This window comes from Pseudomonas sp. UF-293, assembly GCF_058245595.1.
The window spans coordinates 66,354-84,900 of sequence record NZ_JBSICA010000023.1 but is presented as its reverse complement, the minus strand read 5'-3'; the positions used below and the strand labels follow the sequence as shown (position 1 = coordinate 84,900).

The following is an 18,547-nucleotide window of genomic DNA, read 5'->3' as shown; positions in this document are numbered from 1 at the left end:
GGACATTGTTAAGCACCTTCGCCCTCTTGAGTAGTTGAGTCAATCAACAAGGGCGACAGGTAGCCTGACACGGAGGGCGCTTGTAAAAAAGTAAGTCGCCGTCAGGCGAAACCGCCAGCCGCAGCACCCGAAGCAACGGATATTCACCCAAAACCCCACCAATACGGTCGGCCCAAAGGCCGCCGAGTTCACCCACCCTGAACCTTAGGCTTGGGAAAAAGATTATCGAGAGTCTCCAGCAACCTCACGTGATAAATCGGCTTGCGAAACAGATCCAGCACCTGCAACCGCAACATATCGCTGACATCCTCCATATCCGCATGCCCCGACATCACAATCACCGGCAAATGCTCGCGCGACGTATGCTCACGCAGCCGCCTGATCAACGACATGCCCGACTCCTCGGGCATGCGCAAATCAGTAATCACCAAAGCAATATCCGGATGCCGGGTCAGCAGATGCAACGCCAGCTTCACCGACGTCGCGGTGTGACAGACAAACCCCTCCCCCTCCAGCAACTCCGCCAACTCCAGCAACGCGTCCTCTTCATCGTCAACCAGAAGCAGTTGTTGGCGGGACGACGAAGACGCGTTCATAGGCAATACCTGAATACTGAAAGGTAAATCCAGTGTAGTGCGATATCAGCCAGGTGCAGAGTTCATAAAAATCGAAAGGTGCTTAAGGAGTCGGAGCCTGAGCCGGTGCCGCCGGAAGTGCATTCAAAATGCTGTTGAATATCGCCAGGATCCGATCTCCAATCGGCGTAATGAACGCCACAACCACCACCGCCACCATCGCCACCACAATCGCATATTCGATCGCCGAAGCCCCCTCTTCACTGCGGGTAAACGCGCGAGCCTTGGCGATCACATAATCGAAAGTCATACGAAACATAAGTTCACTCCTTCGCGCCTTTGGCGCCGACATCACCACCGCGGCATGGTTCCACCGTGCCACCTGAGCATTGTCAACAAACCCCCGCCCAACAACTGTAAGAACGCATTAATCACAAAGCATTAATCCCATCGTTTTTCCGCCGTTTCCGGCTGTTAACTGGCCAAAGTGATACTTTGGTACGGTTATTTCGCCTGTCACTAATGGCGCTTTTGCTTGGATCAGCTAGCTTGGAAATAGCGAAATAGTTGCATGTTCATAGCTGCCGAAGCAGTCCGCCTTTCGCAAGCAAATGCAATCGGTTGTGCAGCAGGAAAGGGAGAGCCGTCATGAACAGTCGCGTCACCATGGGCCTTGCCGCGTTGCTGTTGCTCGGCGCGGTTGTTGTCGGTTACTGGGGGCTGGTGCTCAGTCGTCAGCCGGCCCCGGTCGCCGAGGCGCCCGTCGCCCCAGCGGTCAGCATTGAACAGACTGTCGCGATTGCCGAAGACCAGACCCGCCAACCGGTGGTGGTGCTGCTCCACGATGTACCGCCGTTCACGCCGTTGACCGCCACCGATGTAACCGTGGAAAAACTGCGCAGCGCTCCGGCCGGCAGCCTGACCAGCATCGAACAGGCAGTCGGCCGCACACCTTGGCGCCACCTCAGCGCTGGCACCTGGCTCAATGACGAAAGCTTCCAGGCCGGCGGTGCGCTGGCGCGGATGATTCGCCGCGACGAACGCGCTCTGACCGTGGCCGTCGATGAAGTGATCGGTGGCGCCGGGCAATTGCTGCCGGGCGATTACGTTGATGTGCTGCTGTATCTGCGAGAGGACGCGAGCAATCTGCAGCAGTCGGCGCAGATCGCCGTTCCGGCGTTGCGTGTGCTCGGGGTCGGCGATCAGTACGGCCTGACCAACGACGGCCAACCGGCATCGCCGAGCCTCAGCGCCGAAGAAAAACTCAAACAGGACCAGCGCCGCATCGCCGCGCGAACTGCGGTGCTGGCGGTGCCGGAACAACTGCTCAGCCGCCTGATGCTCGCCACTCAAGTCGGCACGTTGCGTCTCGCAGTGCGCAGCAGCGAAGAACAACGGCTGGCGAAGTACTGGGCCGGCGAAGCGCAATCGCCCGCGCACCTGGATCGCGCCAACAGCCAGCTTTTCCAGTTCACTCAACTCGCCCTGGGCAGCGCCCAAAAAACACCTGCCACCGGCAGTACCGGCGCGGCGCCCAGGCCTGCGGTGGAAATCATTCGCGGTAACCAGATCAGCCAACAAACCCCATGACTGCGCAAGGATTCACGTGCATGCAGAGTCGACTCAGACCGACATTGAAACCGGCGCTCCGGGCCTTGCTGTTGTTGGGATTGACGATGGACAGCGCCTTTGCGGCGGTGGGCAACTGCTCGGCACTGCCGCGCCTGCCCTCGGTGATCGAGATCGGTGAAGGCTTCCAGCAGGACATGCAGTCACCGGTGGCAATCACTCGGCTGGCAGTGGGCGATCCGAAAATTGCCGACGTGCATGCCAATGGCGGTTCGTCCTTTTTGCTCACGGGCGTCGGCCCCGGCGCGACCAGCCTGATGGTCTGGACGGCCTGCTCGGCGCAGCCTCAGCAAGCCATGGTCTTCGTCCAGGGCGCGGCAACCACGGCGCTGACCAGCAGCGTGCCGTCGGACGATCCGACCCTGCCATCGCAGGTGCAGACCGACATCCGCTTCGTCGAAGTCAGCCGGACCAAACTCAAGGAAGCCACCGCGTCGCTGATCGGCACGCGCGGCAACTTCCTGTTCGGCTCGCCCGGCACACTGCCGCCGATTGACGGCGTGCCGCAGCCGCGCCTGCCGGTGGATAACTCGCTGTTCAACTTTTCCTGGGTCGGCGGCAAGACCATGGCAATCATCAACGCCCTGGAAACCAGCGGCTTCGCCTATACCCTGGCGCGGCCAAGTCTGGTGGCACTGAACGGGCAGAGTGCGAGCTTCCTGGCCGGCGGTGAAATCCCGATTCCGGTGCCCAGTTCCGGCAGCGACAGCGTGTCGATCGAGTACAAGGAGTTCGGCATCCGCCTGACCCTGACGCCAACCATCATCGGCCGCGATCGCATCGCGCTGAAGGTCGCCCCGGAGGTCAGCGAACTGGATTTTGCCAACGCGGTGAACATCGCCGGCACCACCGTTCCGGCGCTGACCATCCGCCGTACCGACACCAGCGTGTCGCTGGGTGATGGCGAAAGTTTCGTCATCAGCGGTTTGATCAGCACCACCAACAGTTCGCAGGTGAACAAGTTTCCAGGCCTTGGCGACATTCCCATCCTCGGGGCGTTTTTCAAGGGTTCGCAGATCAAACGCGAAGAGCGTGAACTGCTGATGATCGTCACCCCGCATCTGGTCCAGCCATTGGCGGCGGACGCGCGACTGCCGTCGTTGCCGGGGGAGAAACTGCGCAATTACGACCCGAATTTCTATCGCATGTTCTTCCTCGAGAACGGTAACTTCGACAAGCGCAGCGGGTTGTCGCAATGAACCAGAATCTCAGCCAGACCTTCCTCGCCATCACCCGCAACAGCACCGATCTGGAATGGCTGCAAAGCGCCCTCGCGCCACTGGGCCAAGTCATCAGCGCCGGCGCCGGCAGCCTCGACGAACTGCTCGCACTGGTCGATGTAACGTTCGCCAATCTGGTCTTCGTCGGTCTCGACCGCGAGCACGTGGTGGCGCAGAGCGCGTTGATCGAAGGTGCGCTGGAAGCCAAGCCGATGCTGGCGATCGTTGCCCTCGGCGACGGCATGGACAATCAACTGGTGCTCAATGCGATGCGCGCCGGGGCGCGGGATTTCGTCGCCTATGGCTCGCGTTCCAGCGAAGTCGCCGGACTGGTGCGGCGCCTGAGCAAACGCTTGCCGGCCGTTGCGCCCAACACCCAGCTCGGCGGGCTTACCGTCATGTACGGCGTGCAGGGCAGTTCCGACGGTGCCTTGCTCGCCAATCACATGGCCATGGTGGTGCAGAAAAGCGGCCAGCAAACCCTGCTGCTCGATCTCGGCCTGCCCCGTGGCGACAGCCTCGCGTTGTTGGGGCTGGAGAGTTCGTTTCACTTCGGCGATGCCCTGCGTCATTTGCGCCGCCTCGACGCGACGTTGATCGACAGCGCTTTCACCAGCGCCGACCACGGCCTGCGCATTCTTGCCTATGCCAACACTGACGAACCGCTGGAAACCACCAGCGCCGCCGAGCTGTACATGCTCCTCAGCGCCTTGCGCCAGCACTTCCAGCACATTGTCGTGAACCTCACCGGACAGGCCGACAGCGAGGCCTTGCGCACCTTCGTCAGCCATTGCGACAAACTGCTGTGGTACACCGACCAGAACGTCCTCAACTGCCGACGCAACCTCGCCGTGCTCAACCAGTGGCGCGAGAAAGGCATGAAACTCGAGCACGGGCGCTTGCTGATCGATCGCTACCTGAACAACGTCGCGCCGGATGCCGAGACCCTGGGCAAGACCTTCAATCTGGAAGTCATCGCCGTGCTGGCGTTCAGTCCCGATGTGCGCCTGAACGCAAAAAACCAGGGCGTGAGTCTGTTCGAACTGGCGCCCCGGGAGAAACTCACCCAGAGCCTGCGCGCCCTCGGTGAGCGTCTGGCCAAGCGCTCCGAAGGCCTGAGCAAACCGAAAGTCACCTGGTTTGATCGTCTGCGAGGTAACTCATGAGCGCAGAAAAACTCTTTGGCGCGACGCCACGCGGAGCGATCGGCAACAGCGATCACGAAGGCCTGAAACTGGTCTTGCACCGCTACATCATCGACGCCATCGAGGAGTCAGGGAAAAACCTGCTGGAAGGTTCACGCCAGCAACTGGCGCAGTTCGTCACCGACAAGGTCGCCGAATACATCGCGCGCTTGCACCTGGCGATTTCGCGCTACGAGATGGAGCGCCTCGGCGAAGAAATCGTCGATGAGCTCACCGGTTTCGGCCCGCTGGAAGTCCTGCTGCGTGACCCGTCGGTGACGGAAATTCTGGTCAACGGCCCGCACCGGGTGTTCATCGAGCGCGACGGCGTATTGCATCAGAGCGATCTGCGTTTTATCGATGCGCATCACGTCGAGCGGGTCATGCAACGCATTCTTGCGCCGCTCGGGCGCCGCCTCGATGAGTCCTCGCCAATGGTCGATGCGCGCCTGCCCGATGGCAGCCGGGTCAACGCGATCATCCCGCCGATCGCCCTCGACGGCCCGTGTCTGTCGATCCGCAAGTTCCGCAAGGACATGCTCAAGAGCACCGACCTGATGGCGATGCAGACCATCGATCTGGCGATCTTCGAATTCCTGCAGAATGCCGTGGGCAAGCGCTGCAACATCCTGATCAGCGGCGGCACCGGCACCGGCAAGACCACGCTGTTGAACATCCTCAGCCAGTTGATCAACCCGCACGAACGACTGGTGACCATCGAAGACGTCGCCGAACTGCAACTCGGCCATCCGCATGTGGTGCGTCTGGAAACCCGCCCGCCCAATGCCGAGGGGCATGGCGAGGTCAAGGCCAGCGACCTGATTCGCAACGCCCTGCGCATGCGTCCGGACCGGATCATTCTCGGCGAGATCCGTGGCGTCGAAGTGGTCGACGTACTCACCGCGATGAACACCGGCCACGATGGTTCGATGAGCACCGTGCACGCCAACAATGCCCAGGACGCGTTGCTGCGTCTGGAGACGCTGGTCGGGCTGACCGGGCGCTCGATTGCCGAACGCACCTTGCGCCAGATGATCTGCGCCGCCCTCGACGTGATCATTCAACTGACGCGCATGCCCGACGGCCGGCGCTGCGTCAGCGAAGTGGTGGAAGTGGTCGGCATTCGCGAGGACGTCTACGTCACCAACACCCTGTTCCGCCTCGACCGCCGCACAGGTTTCGGCTTCGTCCGCGAAGCGGTCAACCCGGCCGGCGACAAGCTGCGCCACGACGCTCACCTGGGCTGACGGCGAGGAGCACGCAGATGCTGGGACCGATCATTCTTATCGCCCTCTGCCTGATGCTGCTCGGGCTGTCGGTCTATCTGTTCCTGCAAGGCCTGCGCAAGACCGCGACGGAAAAAGTCCTCGATCGCCTCGCTGCGGGGCAACCGCAATTGACCGTGGAGCAGACGAAATGGGTGGGATTGGAGCGCATGTTTTTACGTGCCGGCCTCGGTCGGCCGAGCGAGCGTTTCGGCCTGTGGCTGAGCCTGTGGGCGGCGGCGATGGGCCTGGGATTTCTGCTCGGGAGCTGGGTTGGTTGGCTGATCATGTTGATCGTCCCGCCGGTGGCGTTGCGGCTGTACATCGCCATTCGCTACCGACGGCGCATCCGCCGCATGATCGAGCAACTGCCGCAACTGCTCGACCATACCGTGCGCAGCCTCAAGTCCGGGCGCACGCTCAGCGATGCGGTGCTGGGCGGCATCGAAGCCAGCGAGGATCCCTTGAAAGCGGCCATGGGCCGGGTGCAGCGCAACGTGCAACTGGGGGTGAACTTGCCGGAAGCCATCAGCGATTTTGCCGAACTCTACGAGCAGGACGAACTGCGCATGTTCGCCCTCGGCCTGAAGGTCAATCACCGCTACGGCGGCAACGCCAGTGAACTGCTGGAGAACCTGATCAAACTGATCCGCGAGCGCGACCAGGGCGCGCGGCAGTTGCGCGCGCTGACCGGGGAAACGCGCATGACCGCTTGGGTGCTCGGTTTGCTGCCGCTGATTCTGGTGAGCTATTTCATGCTGACCAACCCTGGCTACATGCTCGGTATGTGGCACGACGAAAGCGGCCAGACCATGCTGCTCAGCGCCGCCGTGTTGCAGGTGCTCGGCAGTCTGGCGCTGTGGCGCATGTTGCGGAGCGTTTGAGATGGTCTGGCTCGCGGCGTTGCTGTTGCTCCTCGGTTCGCTGTTATTGCTGGGCAATCACCTGCTCACCGAGCGCCGCCGCGTGCGACAGGTGCATCAGCGCTTGCACGGTCAATTGGTCCGGGAGAATCGTTTCGGCCACTGGCTGCGCGCGCTGGGTAACAGCCGTTTCGGCCGGGGCTCGGTGAGCATCGACAGCGAAACCCAGACCCTGCTCGGCCGCCTCGGCTGGCGCCGCGCCAATGAGCGCGCGTTGTTCGCCGCCTGCCAGATCGGCACGCCGCTGCTCGTTCTGGGTCTGGCGATCTTTTTGCAGGAAGTGTTTTTCCCGCAGACCAGTCACCGCTGGATGGCGCCGATGTTCGCTGCGGGCGGCGGCTATCTCTTGCCCAAACGCCTGCTCGCCTACGCCGCCGCCCGCCGGCAGAAAACCATCGCCGTGGAAATTTCCACGTTCATTCCGCTGCTGCGCATCCTCTTCGAATCCGGCATGGCCGTTGAACAAGCGTTGCGCGTGCTCAGCGTCGAAGCGCAGAAACTGCTGCCGGAGCTGACCAGCGAACTACGCCTGATCCTCAGCCGCGTCGACTCCGGTCTGGAGCTGGGGCAGGAGCTGAACAAGACCGCAGTGATGCTCGCGGTGGACGAATTTACCGACACCTGCGTGATCCTTCAGCAACTGATCCACCAGGGCGGCGGCGCGATGAAATCGCTGCTGGCGCTCAAGCAATTGCTGGATGAGCGACGCCTGACCCGGCTGCAGGAATACATCTCGAAAATGTCGGCGAAGATGTCGGTGGTGATGATGCTGTTTCTGTTTCCGGCCCTGCTGATCGTACTGGCCGGCCCGGGCTTCACCGCCATTGCCCGCGCCTTCGCAAACTGACCTTGGCTCCTGGAGAGCGTTTGATGAAAGTACTGATAGTCATGGCAAGTCTGTTGCTGCTCAGCGGCTGCGCCACGGACGGCCAGGCGCCGTGGACCTCGCTGCTGTCGCCGTCCAGCTGCAGCAAACTGACCTCGGAGCAGGAACTGTCGCTGAACCTCGCCGATGATCTGGCCAGCGACGGCAAGCTCCACGCCAGCCTCGCCAACCTGCAAAGCCTGCCGGACAACCTCAGCGAAGTGCGCCTGCGCAAAGCCAAGGTCTATCGCCTGCTCGGTCGTAGCGAAGCCGAGCCGCTCTACCGCAGCCTGCTCGGCGGCTGCCTCACCGCCCAGGCCGAACACGGCCTCGGCCAGGTCTACGCCGCCCGTGGCGACAACGGCCAAGCCCAGGCCCACCTGCAACGCGCCGCGCGCCTGGCACCCACCGACGAGAAAATCCGCAATGACCTGGGCGTGGTCTACCTCAATCAACTACGCCTCAACGAAGCGAAATTCGAATTCCTCACCGCCATCGAACTGAGCCAGAACAATCAACTGGCGACGCTGAACATGGTCACCCTGCTGCTCTACCAGAACGACTGGCCCCAAGCCGCGGAAATCGTCAGCCGCTCGAAACTGACCCCGGAACAATTCACCGAAGCGCAGCAACGCGCGGAAAAACTCAAAGCCCCGACCAACGCCAAAGCCACACCCGGCGACCGCGTCGCCGCATTCATCGACCCGCTACCGCCGACGCTCAAATAGGAGACAGCCATGACCATCCGCAAAGGCCTGTGCTACCTGACCCTGCTCACCCTGCCCCTCGGCGCCCACGCCATCGACACCGGCCCGGCCTCGGCGCAACAACAGGAAACCGAAGGCTGGCTGGTCCTGCAAAGCCGCAACAAAGCCGCCTCGCCGAAACCTCAGAGTGCAACAGCCACCGAACGCGAACTGGCGATGCAGCGCTGGCTGAAGAAATACCAATACGAGATCCCGGATTTTTATGATCCGGATGCGGGCGGGAAGAACGAGAGCAAGAATTAGTTTGTTGGTGCCCTTGAAAGCCCCTTCGCGAGCAGGCTCGCTCCCACAGCTTGCAATGCATTTCCCCTGGGGGAGCGAGCCTGCTCGCGAAGAACGATAACGCGGTTTCAGCGCTGCGGATCAACCCGATCCAGCGCCCGATTCACCGCCAATTCCGCCAGCATGACAATTTGCTGAATCGCCAACGCCGTGCTGCGCTGAAACCCGCTCAACTCGCCAGCGAAATTACTCGCCATGGCACTCGCTGACGCCAGCGACTCACAGGCATGCGCCAACAGGCTTTCGGTATCGACATTGGGCGCCACCATGAACAACGTGCTGGGCGGATGCGGTTTTGCGGGTTCGGGGCAGAGATAGAAATCGAGCGCGCGTTTTATCGCTTCGCGGTTTTTCACAAGATCGTCGGCGCGCATGGCGTCTTCGAGCGGGGTGGTGGGGGATGGGGGTGGGTCTGGGATCAGTTTGTCCATGAGAACTCCTACTTGGCTGTAACGCCCTCTTCTGTCGTTTCCACACGACAAAAGGTGGCAGCTGTACGCAGGGTGGAAAACCGATAAGTAGGCAACCGGCCAGACCAAAGTCTGCCCACGCACAGCCGCCGCGACACAGTTTGCAGACGAACGAACCCGCCGACAACGATTACGGTAGCAATGCAAAGCATCTACTTGAATTTCAGGTTTCCACACCTGGCCGCTGAGTTGCCAGCGACAGCCAGAGACTAGTGACCCGACGTCCGACGGACAACCTGAAAACTTTGTGGGAAGGTTCTGGTTACCTTGAAACAGATTTAAACGACTTCGAGTTATCGGTGGACCGGCTGGGCTCATCGCGAGCAGGCTTACTCCCACAGAAAAGCAAAGCAAAGGCGAAATCAAAAGATCGCAGCCTTCGGCAGCTCCTACAGTTGGATCGCGTAAGACTCAAAAACAGGTCGGCTGTCAGGCCGCCTTCGCTGGCAAGCCAGCTCCCACAGGACAGCAAAAGCAAAAGCAAAAGATCGCAGCCTTCGGCAGCTCCTACACACGATGAGCGTTAGCTCGAGTCCCGCTTTTGATCTTGATCTGGGAGCCCGTCGGCAGGCTGAGTGGAGGGATTGATCCGGGCGTGGGAGCGCAGCGACCGTACGACGCAGTCGTACACAGCGGAAGGAGGTGCAGCGAAGCAAACCGTAGCCGCTGCGCCAGGATCGATCCCGGAGCGAAGGAACCCCGAGCCCCAGCGAGCGGGCCGAACGTCAGGGCGAAGACCTTTTGGTTCCTTTTGGGGCGTTTGCCAAAAGGGACTCGCCGTAAGGGCGAAACCGCCAGCCGCAACACCCGAAGAAACGGATATTCACCCCACCCACCCAAAGCATGGTCGGCCCAAAGGCCGCCAAGTCAATGCGCCGTAACCCGCTGCCGCCCCGCCGAACTACCAGGAGAAAGCGCCAAAGCCAACTGCGTCCGATTATGCATATGCGTCAACCGCAACACCTGCGACACATACAGCTTCACCGTGTTCTCGGTAATCCCCAACTCACAGGCAATCTGATAATTGGTCTGCCCCTTGCCCACCAACCGCGCCACGTCCAACTGCCTGGGCGACAACTGACTGAACACCGCCGGCATCTCGGCAGAATCAGGCTCGCCCTCACTCACCACTGGCACGGGCGAGCGCCGCACCTTGTCCAGGTCCTGATAAAGGTCATCAATCGACTCGGACAAAAACTGCAACTTCTGATTCAAATGCCCAAGGTGCAAATTCTTCTGCCGTTCCTGCAAAGCCAGTTCCTGGCGCTGCACACCCTCAAGCAACTCAGCCAGGTCAATCGGCTTCTGATAGTAATCGGCAATGCCCGCACGCAACGCCTTGATCACATCCTGCTTGTCAGCGCGCCCGGTGAGCATGATCGCCTCGAACACCCGCTGCTTGCCAGCCAGCATCTGCAACGTCTGGATCAACTTGATACCGTCCATGTCCGGCATGTGCAAATCGCTCAGCACCAGACCGATGTCCGGGTCCGCCCGGAACAGCTCGACGGCTTCAAGACTCGAGTCGCACGGCACGCAACGGTAGCCACTGCTCTCGAGAAACTCACAGAGTTCTTCGACGATCAGCGGCTGATCATCGACCACGAGGATTTTTACCGCATTAGGCTTGTTCACGAACCACTCCATTTGCTCGGGTCAACGCTGACGATTCCTGCACTTTGGTGGCGTATTCGCCTGAATTGAAAGTAGACCCACTTTCCGACTATGTACATAGCACTAGTGGCACCCCGCAATCAGGTGATCCAGTACAGTAAGAGCACCACACCTACCCACACGAATGGCGCAAATGGCAGCTTTTTTGACTTGTCCGGAGCGAGATGGCGTAAATGCTCTCTAAGCCCTTGACCGATATGGGGCCAGACTTTTGGCGCAAGCAGCAGCCATATCACGCTGGCGACTCCAGCACCGATAAACGCGCCAAGGATGAATATGCCGTTCGTCGCAAGAGCCAGGGCTGTCATTAATTTCACATCGCCGGCGCCCATGCGTCCCAAGGCGTAACCGGGCATCGTCAGCAGCAAAGCAATCAGGCAGGCCCATCCACCCTGCCCTGCCTCAGCGCCCAACCAAGTGGTGCCGGTCGCCAGCAACCAGAGCAGCGCCAACGCACCTGCGCCCAAGGTCAACAGGTTGGAAATTCGCCGCTGCCGGGCATCTTGGGCGGCGCAGATCGCCAGCCAGATCAGAACAAGAGAAATCTGCATCCGCTGAAAGCCGTCCGTTTTGCCTGAATGATTCTATGCTGATACTACGCAGTGACTGTCAGGGTAGACGCACGCATGAAAAACGGCTTTCGCAGGTCGCAAAAAGGTGCGGTGGCGATCGAGTTCGCCTTGGTGTTCATCATCTTTTTCGCAGTGTTTTACGGGTTGGTCAGCTATGGCCTGCCCTTCGTGATGATGCAATCTTTCAACCAGGCCACCGCTGAGGCGGTGCGCCGCAGCGTTGCGGTCGACCCGACCACGCCGAACTATTCGACGGTGCTGGTCAACACCGCCAATGCTGCGCTGACCCAACAACTGCAATGGCTGCCCTCGGCCTTGAATCTGGTGGTCGGCACCGACACCAGTGCGGCGTACGACGCGGGGACTGGCACCCTGACCGTCAGCGTCAATTACCCGGTGAGCAAGCTCAACCAGATCATGCCGTTTCTGGTGCTGCCGGGTATTGGCACGGTGCCCAATCTGCCCACGCACCTGACCGCCCGCTCGAGCCTGCAATTTTGACCGCCGGCGATAAGCTCTTCGGGCGTTTGCTCAAGCGTGCCCCCAGCGCTGTTCTTGATCTGCCGGACCACCTCGGCGCGCCGCCCACCGGCCTGCATTTTTATCTGAATGGCGACGGCGAGGTGCTGCAGATCGCCGGCCCGCTGCGGCATTTGCTCGCCCAGCACAAACCCCAGGGTCAGCCTCTGCCGCTCAGCGCCTATCTGCTGCCGCATAGCCTGTTGAGCGTGGAAGGTCCGCCGCGCGACTGGCAAGGACAATTGCTCGATCTCGACTTCCCCGGCCTGAATGCTCAGCCGCTGCACCTGCGTGGTTGGGTGCAGCCGCTGAGTGATGGCTGGCTGTTGCAGATGCTCGACATCGCCGACCTGCTGCTCGAACGTCAGCAATCGCGCGACCGCGACGCCTGCCAGACTCTCGCCGCGCAGGTCAGCGATCATCTGCGCACATGCAGCCTGACGCGCCTGCCGACGGTGCTCGGCGAACAATTGCAGGCGATCGCCCAGCGCTGGCATATCCCCTGCCTCGCCGTGGCCTTGCTCGATGAACAGGCCCAGGGCTGGCAGATTCATCAACAGTTTCGTGGCCACGATGCTCCGCTACTGTGGGAGGACGGCCAGCCGTTGGGCACGCCGCTGGACAGTCTCAACGGCAGCGCGCCGCAACGCCTCGCCGGCCCGCATGGGCGCTATGAGCACTCGCGATTGCAGGCCACGTTCGGCAACGCCAACGGTTTCGCCGTGCCTTACAGCAATGACCAGGGCGTGGTCGCGTGGCTGCTCTGTGGGTTTTATACGGTCGACAACGTGGCGCCATGGCTGACCGATCGCGACTGGCTGACCCTGGCCGGCGCGCTGGCCGGGCCGCTGCTCAGCCGCTTGCGCGAGCGACGCCATGGGCAATCGATGGAGCGTCTTGATTCCCTGCAAAACCTGCTTGGCGCCGGCTGGTGGGAAATCAGTGCCGAAGAGCAGATTGCACTGGCGCCGACGCTGGCCTCGGCACTGAATCTCAGCGATCGCCTGCTGCCGGTAGAAGATTGGCTGTCGCTGTTTCATCCCGCCGACCGCGACGAGTTGCGCAGCCGGTTGCGCGCCCTACAGTTGCAGGGAGAAGCGCTGACCCTGAGCGTGCGTCTGCACCGCGCGGAGGTCGGCGCAGCAGCGACGTGGTATCGGATTCAGGGCCAGGTCAGCGGCACCGGTGAGCATCGGCGCCTGGTCGGGTTCATGCTCGATATCAGCGACATCCAGAATCAACAGCAGCGCGCCGCTGCCGCCCATGCGCGACTGGATAATCTGATCGCCAGTTCGCCGGCGGTGATTTACGTGCAGCGTTATGAGGAAGGCGCGCTGGTCCCAGCGTTTTTCAGCGCCAGCCTGCAACCCTTGCTGGGCTGGACGCTGGAGGATTGCGACGCGGCAACGCTGGTCGAGCACGTGCACCCCGACGACCGTGAACTGTATTTCCAGCGCAACCGCAAGCTGCTGCGTGAAGGTTCGGTACGTGCGCGTTATCGCTTGCGAGACAGTCGTGGCGACTATCACTGGCTGCTCGATGAGGCAAAACTACTGCGCAACGATCTCGGCCTGCCGGTCGAGGCGGTGGGCTTGTGGCTGGACGTCACCGACGCGACGCTGGCCGCCGAGCAGGTCTTGCAGAGCGAGGAGCGCTATCGGATTCTGGTCGAGGATTCGCCGGCGATGATCTGCCGCTATCGCCCGGACCTGACGTTAGTCTTTGGCAACCGACCGTTGGCGACTTATCTGGAATGCACCCCGGAACAACTGCCCGGGGTTGATCTCGGAGGCTGGATGTCCGTAGAACAGCGCGCCGCGTTTGTTCAGCGCCTCAGCCAACTGACGCCGGAACAGCCAGTGAGTACTGCGGAAATCAGCCTGCAATTGCCCGGACGCGAACACGCCTGGTGGGTCTGGTCGGATCGCGGCGTGTTTGACGACCAAGGTCAGTTGATTGAAGTACAAGCCGTCGGCAGGGACAACACCGAGGTGCGCCGCTCGCAACAGCAACTCACGCAGAGCGCGAAAATGGCCACCCTCGGCGAAATGGCCACCGGCCTCGCCCACGAGATCAATCAGCCGTTGAACGTGATGCGCATGGCCATCGTCAACGTGCTCAAGCGCCTCGGCAACGGAGATGTGCAGGTTGATTACCTGACCGACAAACTCAATCGCATCGACGCCCAGGTGCAGCGTGCGGCGAAGGTGGTCGACCACATGCGTGTGTTCGGCCGTCGCTCGGAAATCGAACAGCAGTTGTTCAACCCGGCCCAGGCCATCGACGGCACCTTGTCGCTACTGGCCGAGGGCATGCGTGGCAAAGGTGTCGATCTGCGCATCAGCGAGACCGGTTTCGAGGCGCAGGTGCGTGGTTACGTCGATCAGTTGGAACAGGTGTTGATCAACCTGATGGTCAACGCCCGCGACGCCCTGCTTGGCAAACGCGACAACGACTCAGCGTTCAAGCCGTGGATTTCGATCTATGCCGAGCGTGACGAGGAAAGCGTGCGGTTGTGGGTCGAGGACAATGGCGGCGGCATTGATCCGCGTTTGCTCGAGCGGATCTTCGAGCCGTTCTTCACCACCAAACCGATCGGCGTCGGCACCGGTCTGGGCCTGTCGGTGAGCTACGGCATCATCGCCAACATGGGCGGGCAATTGAGCGTGCGCAACTCCACGGAGGGGGCGCGGTTCTGCATCGAATTGCCGATCGCCAGCGACGATCAGATCACCAGGTAAGCCTTGCCGGTCTGCCCGCAGGTCATGTTGGCGCCCACCTCGGTGTTCATCAGGTTGATGCCCAGGCCCTTGAGCAGATTATTCAGCAGCGGGTCGAGCAATGGGCTGATCAAACCGGTGACCACTGGCAACAAGCGGTTGCTGACATCGCTGATCAGTGAAGCCACACCGGTAACGATGGCGCCCAGCGGATTGCTGCCCACGGGTTTGTAGACGATCAGGTTGATGCCGGACAGCGTGTTTGCCAGGCTGCCGACGATGTTGCTGGTCGGCGCGGCCGGCAGCACGCTCGGCGGCAGTTTCAGATTGGCCGGGGTGGCGAAGGGTGTGGTGCTGGAGAACAGCAAATTCTGCGTGGTCTGCGCGACGCTGGTGTCGAGTTTGAGGGCAATGCCGCCGGCGCCGTACTGCACGTGGGAGGAGGCATCGCAACTGCCGATGCCGAGAATCTTGTGGCAGGTGATGATGCCGAGATCAACCAGGGGCAGCGGTGCAACCATTGGTTCGGCGACTGAGGAAAACGCCGCGACGGGATCGATCCTGCCGAGCTTGAGATCAGCCAGAGAAGTCGTGGTGGCGGCGGTCAGGCTTTTGCTGCCGCTGTCGCCGGTCGGGCAGCGGTAATCGGTGACATAGCTTTTCGCCCCGCCGGCATCCAGCGCGATATCGATCTGCGGTGAGGGCAGCAGCTTGGGATCGAGCTGCTTGCAACCGGCGCCCAACAGGCAGAACACCGAATTGAGCGTGTCCACCAGATTCAGGCTCAACAGTGCATTGAGCGTCGGCGTCAGCGTACCGACCAGGCCCAGCACCGCATTGGTCAGCCCCGTCACCCCCGAGAGCACCGGCAGATTCACCGACAACAGCGTGCGCACCTGCGCAGTGCGCACATAAATCCGGTCCGGTCCCAACGGATCGGCCTTGGCCCGCGCCGGGTCGCCAATCGCCGAGAACTGTGGCGGCTCGATCACCTTGACCCGTACCGTGACACCGGCCAGCCCCAGCACATTGACCGGCAAGGTCGCCGCCACCGCGCTCTTGCTGTTGGCCAGTTGCACGACGCCTTGCACCAGTTGCAGCAATTGCAGATTGGCATCCAGCCCCGCCGCCGGGGTGCCGGTTTGCAGTTGCAGGATCTCGCCGAGTCTGACCGGTGCTGCGTTGATAGCGGCGACCTGCAACTGGCCCAGCGCGGTGACCACTTGCGCAGTCGCGCCGTTGAGCTGCACCACCGTCGCTGCGGCCTGAATCAACTGCGTCACCGTTGCCTGGGTGTTGAGCAATTGCGTGTAGTTGCCGACGCCGACGTTGAGGTCGATGGCCAGTTGATCGAGGTATTTGAGCAGGTTGATATCGGTGTGCAGCAAGCCATCCCAGCCCACCGCCGTGAGGTTGACGTTGCCGCCGAGCAACCCGGAAAACAGCGGATTGAGAATGTTCGACTGCGCCGTGTCGATGCTGGCGAAGGTGCTGCGAATATTCAGTTGGGCGACGGTCGGCTGCGGTTTGGCCGCGACTGCCGAAGCATTGAGGGTGGTGTTGAGGCTGACCGGCGTGGCACTGAACAGCGCCTGCACACCGCCAGCAAAACTGGTGGTGACCGTACGACTGGCGGCGACTTTCACCGCCGCCGTTTGCGTGGCATCGACGGTGAAACTGCGCATGCCGCTGCCAGCGGTGGCCAGTGTGCCGCAGGTGGTAGTGAGCGTATTGGCGGCATCCACCACGTAACCGTTGCGCAGTGCACTCTGCCCGGCATAACTGGCGGCGCTCAGCCCGGGCAGGCAATTGCCACCGCGACTGACCGCTTCGAGGGCGGCCGTATCGACGACCCGCTGCAATTTGCGCTGTTCCATGTACAAGCGGCCGCTGTCGACCACCAGCAACATCATCACCAGCGCCAGACTCAAAGTGGCGGCCGCCATCAAACCGATCGCCCCCCGTTGCCGGGCCGGGCCGTTGCCTTGCGATCCTGGCGACATGGCGCACTCCTTTGCCGGCGCAGTGCCGAGCTACCTGCGTTGGTGAAAATGAGTGTAGACGCGGTCGGTCGAGACTGCTGGCGTCACGCCATTCCATTGTGGTAGCGAGCCTGCTCGCGAAAGCGCCAGATCAGGCAATCAAAAGTTGAATGTACCGCCGCCTTCGTGAGCAAGCCCACTCCCACAGAAATCTACGCCAGGCCCGAGATCACCGGTTCAACACCGAAACCTGTGGGAGCGAGCCTGCTCGCGAAAGCGCAAGATCAGGCAACCAAAATGTTGAATGCGCCGCCGCCTTCGTGAGCAAGCCCACTCCCACAGGAATCTGCGCCGGGTTGAAGATCATTCGTCCAACACCGAAACCTGTGGGAGCGAGCCTGCTCGCGAAATCGCCAGATCAGGCAACCAAAATTCTGAATGCACCGCCGCCTTCGTGAGCAAGCCCACTCCCACAGGGATTTGTGCCGGGTTGAAGATCATTCGTTCAACACCGAAACCTGTGGGAGCGAGCCTGCTCGCGAAAGCGTCAGGTCAGGCAACCAAAATGTTGAATGCACCGCCGCCTTCGTGGGCAAGCCCACCCCACAGGGATTTGTGCCGGGTTGAAGATCATTCGTTCAACACCGAACCCTGTGGGAGCGGGCTTGCTCGCGAAAGCGCCAGGTCAGGCAACCAAAATGTCGAATGCACCGCCGCCTTCGTGAGCAAGCCCACTCCCACAGGAATCTGCGCCGGGTTGAAGATCATTCGTTCAACACCGAACCCTGTGGGAGCGAGCCTGCTCGCGAAAGCGTCAGATCAGGCAACCAAAATGTCGAATGCACCGCCGCCTTCGTGGGCAAGCCCACTCCCACATAAATCTGCGCCGGGTTCAAGACCACCGGTTCAACACCGAAACCTGTGGGAGCGAGCCTGCTCGCGAAAGCGCCAGATCAGGCAACCAAAATGTCGAATGCACCGCCGCCTTCGTGGGCAAGCCCACTCCCACAGAAATCTGCGCCGGGTTCAAGATCATGGTTCAACACCGAAACCTGTGGGAGCGGGCTTGCTCGCGAAAGCGCCAGATCAGACAACCAAAATGTCGAATGCACCGCCGCCTTCGTGGGCAAGCCCCCTCCCACAGAAATCTGCGCCGGGTTCAAGATCATGGTTCAACACCGAACCCTGTGGGAGCGAGCCTGCTCGCGAAAGCGCCAGGTCAGGCAACCAAAATGTTGAATGTAACGCCGCCTTCGTGAGCAAGCCCACTCCCACAGGAGCTGCCTCAGTTTCAAGAGCTGATCAACGCGGTGGATAGTTGGCCAGGATCCGCGCCACGGTCTCGCGAATGGCATTGCTGCGATCGGCCGGATTCGGGCGGCTGCTGAGCATTTGTTCATCGCTTCCGCGCCAGACCAGTTTGCCGTCCTTGCCGTCGAGCAAATCGATCTGAATAGTCGCGACCTTGTAGGTGATGTTGCGCGTTTCGTTGTACATCGGCGCGCCCCAGTAGCCGTTCCACGGGCCGCCCCAACCGCCGCCGTAATTGGTCGTCACTTGCTGCTGCCGATCCTCGACGATCAGGTAGGTCTGCACGCTCAAATCTCCCTTGCCACCGCCAGCGGCCGGGCGCAAACCGCGCTGATCGAGTTGATCGGATACCGCTTGGCGGATGCGTTGTTCGGTCAGGTCACTTTTAATGCGCGGATCATCGGGACGGTATTGCAGGGCCGGGTCTTTCCAGCTCCAGCTGCGATAAGCGGCAAAGTCGCGGCTGGCGTCGAAATCGTGATTGACCTGATTGGCGGCGCAGGCACTGAGCAGCGCAGCAACAGCGAGTAGAGCGAGACGGCGGAACATGATGATTCTCCGGATGAAGACATGAACCTGCTGACACGAA

The 18,547-nt window shown here is 61.3% G+C and carries 17 protein-coding genes; 10 read left to right on the top strand and 7 right to left on the bottom strand.

Annotated elements, in window-relative coordinates:
- Positions 1-188 precede the first annotated feature (188 nt).
- Complete coding sequence (locus AC4IHP_RS21265) at positions 189-596, bottom strand: response regulator (protein ID WP_122707836.1); 408 nt, start codon at positions 594-596, stop codon at positions 189-191.
- 82 nt (positions 597-678) lie between these two features.
- Complete coding sequence (locus AC4IHP_RS21260; RefSeq protein WP_490832675.1) at positions 679-885, bottom strand: Flp family type IVb pilin; 207 nt, start codon at positions 883-885, stop codon at positions 679-681.
- A 338-nt stretch (positions 886-1,223) separates the two neighbouring features.
- Here AC4IHP_RS21260 and cpaB point away from each other — a divergent pair, with 338 nt between their 5' ends.
- The 8 genes from cpaB to AC4IHP_RS21220 are packed head-to-tail and all read left to right on the top strand — an operon-like array spanning position 1,224 to position 8,671.
- On the top strand, positions 1,224-2,165 hold the full coding sequence (gene cpaB / locus AC4IHP_RS21255; RefSeq protein WP_490832672.1) for a Flp pilus assembly protein CpaB: 942 nt from the start codon (positions 1,224-1,226) through the stop codon (positions 2,163-2,165).
- A 20-nt stretch (positions 2,166-2,185) separates the two neighbouring features.
- Positions 2,186-3,403: a type II and III secretion system protein family protein gene (locus AC4IHP_RS21250; RefSeq protein WP_024011445.1), complete on the top strand. Its 1,218-nt coding sequence runs from the start codon at positions 2,186-2,188 to the stop codon at positions 3,401-3,403.
- Positions 3,400-4,590, top strand: a complete 1,191-nt coding sequence (locus AC4IHP_RS21245; RefSeq protein ID WP_460123673.1) for a CpaE/TadZ family protein — start codon at positions 3,400-3,402, stop codon at positions 4,588-4,590. Before AC4IHP_RS21250 ends, AC4IHP_RS21245 begins: the two co-directional genes overlap by 4 nt.
- A complete protein-coding gene (locus tag AC4IHP_RS21240) occupies positions 4,587-5,855 on the top strand; it encodes a TadA family conjugal transfer-associated ATPase (RefSeq protein WP_186567262.1) in 1,269 nt (422 codons plus the stop codon). Before AC4IHP_RS21245 ends, AC4IHP_RS21240 begins: the two co-directional genes overlap by 4 nt.
- Before the next feature lie 17 nt (positions 5,856-5,872).
- On the top strand, positions 5,873-6,757 hold the full coding sequence (locus tag AC4IHP_RS21235) for a type II secretion system F family protein (RefSeq protein ID WP_460123668.1): 885 nt from the start codon (positions 5,873-5,875) through the stop codon (positions 6,755-6,757).
- Position 6,758: 1 nt separating this feature from the next.
- A complete protein-coding gene (locus AC4IHP_RS21230) occupies positions 6,759-7,643 on the top strand; it encodes a type II secretion system F family protein (protein WP_490832671.1) in 885 nt (294 codons plus the stop codon).
- Between the two features lie 23 nt (positions 7,644-7,666).
- Positions 7,667-8,389: a tetratricopeptide repeat protein gene (locus AC4IHP_RS21225; RefSeq protein WP_071174298.1), complete on the top strand. Its 723-nt coding sequence runs from the start codon at positions 7,667-7,669 to the stop codon at positions 8,387-8,389.
- A gap of 9 nt (positions 8,390-8,398) precedes the next feature.
- Positions 8,399-8,671 (top strand): DUF3613 domain-containing protein, encoded by a 273-nt coding sequence (locus AC4IHP_RS21220; RefSeq protein ID WP_490832670.1) that lies wholly within the window; start codon positions 8,399-8,401, stop codon positions 8,669-8,671.
- A 107-nt stretch (positions 8,672-8,778) separates the two neighbouring features.
- Here AC4IHP_RS21220 and AC4IHP_RS21215 read toward each other — a convergent pair whose 3' ends face one another.
- The 3 genes from AC4IHP_RS21215 to AC4IHP_RS21205 form a co-directional block, all read right to left on the bottom strand.
- The gene (locus AC4IHP_RS21215; protein ID WP_397479408.1) at positions 8,779-9,141 is read right to left on the bottom strand and encodes a DUF6124 family protein; all 363 of its coding nucleotides are present in this window, start codon (positions 9,139-9,141) and stop codon (positions 8,779-8,781) included.
- A gap of 906 nt (positions 9,142-10,047) precedes the next feature.
- A complete protein-coding gene (locus AC4IHP_RS21210; protein ID WP_460123657.1) occupies positions 10,048-10,827 on the bottom strand; it encodes a response regulator in 780 nt (259 codons plus the stop codon).
- A 107-nt stretch (positions 10,828-10,934) separates the two neighbouring features.
- Complete coding sequence (locus AC4IHP_RS21205; RefSeq protein WP_490832669.1) at positions 10,935-11,405, bottom strand: prepilin peptidase; 471 nt, start codon at positions 11,403-11,405, stop codon at positions 10,935-10,937.
- Between the two features lie 75 nt (positions 11,406-11,480).
- Between AC4IHP_RS21205 and AC4IHP_RS21200 the strand changes: the two genes are divergently transcribed.
- Both AC4IHP_RS21200 and AC4IHP_RS21195 read left to right on the top strand, forming a co-directional pair.
- A complete protein-coding gene (locus AC4IHP_RS21200) occupies positions 11,481-11,927 on the top strand; it encodes a TadE/TadG family type IV pilus assembly protein (RefSeq protein WP_282384933.1) in 447 nt (148 codons plus the stop codon).
- Positions 11,924-14,686, top strand: a complete 2,763-nt coding sequence (locus AC4IHP_RS21195; RefSeq protein ID WP_490832668.1) for a PAS domain-containing sensor histidine kinase — start codon at positions 11,924-11,926, stop codon at positions 14,684-14,686. The genes AC4IHP_RS21200 and AC4IHP_RS21195 overlap by 4 nt, the downstream gene beginning before the upstream one ends.
- On the opposite strand, the gene AC4IHP_RS21190 is transcribed toward AC4IHP_RS21195, so the two are convergent.
- Together AC4IHP_RS21190 and AC4IHP_RS21185 are read right to left on the bottom strand one after the other, a co-directional pair.
- Complete coding sequence (locus AC4IHP_RS21190) at positions 14,671-16,668, bottom strand: pilus assembly protein TadG-related protein (protein WP_490832667.1); 1,998 nt, start codon at positions 16,666-16,668, stop codon at positions 14,671-14,673. The two genes, AC4IHP_RS21195 and AC4IHP_RS21190, sit on opposite strands and share 16 nt — an antisense overlap.
- A 1,281-nt stretch (positions 16,669-17,949) precedes the next feature.
- Entirely contained in the window at positions 17,950-18,507 is a 558-nt protein-coding gene (locus tag AC4IHP_RS21185; RefSeq protein ID WP_310403750.1) for a DUF4136 domain-containing protein, read from the bottom strand.
- Positions 18,508-18,547 lie beyond the last annotated feature (40 nt).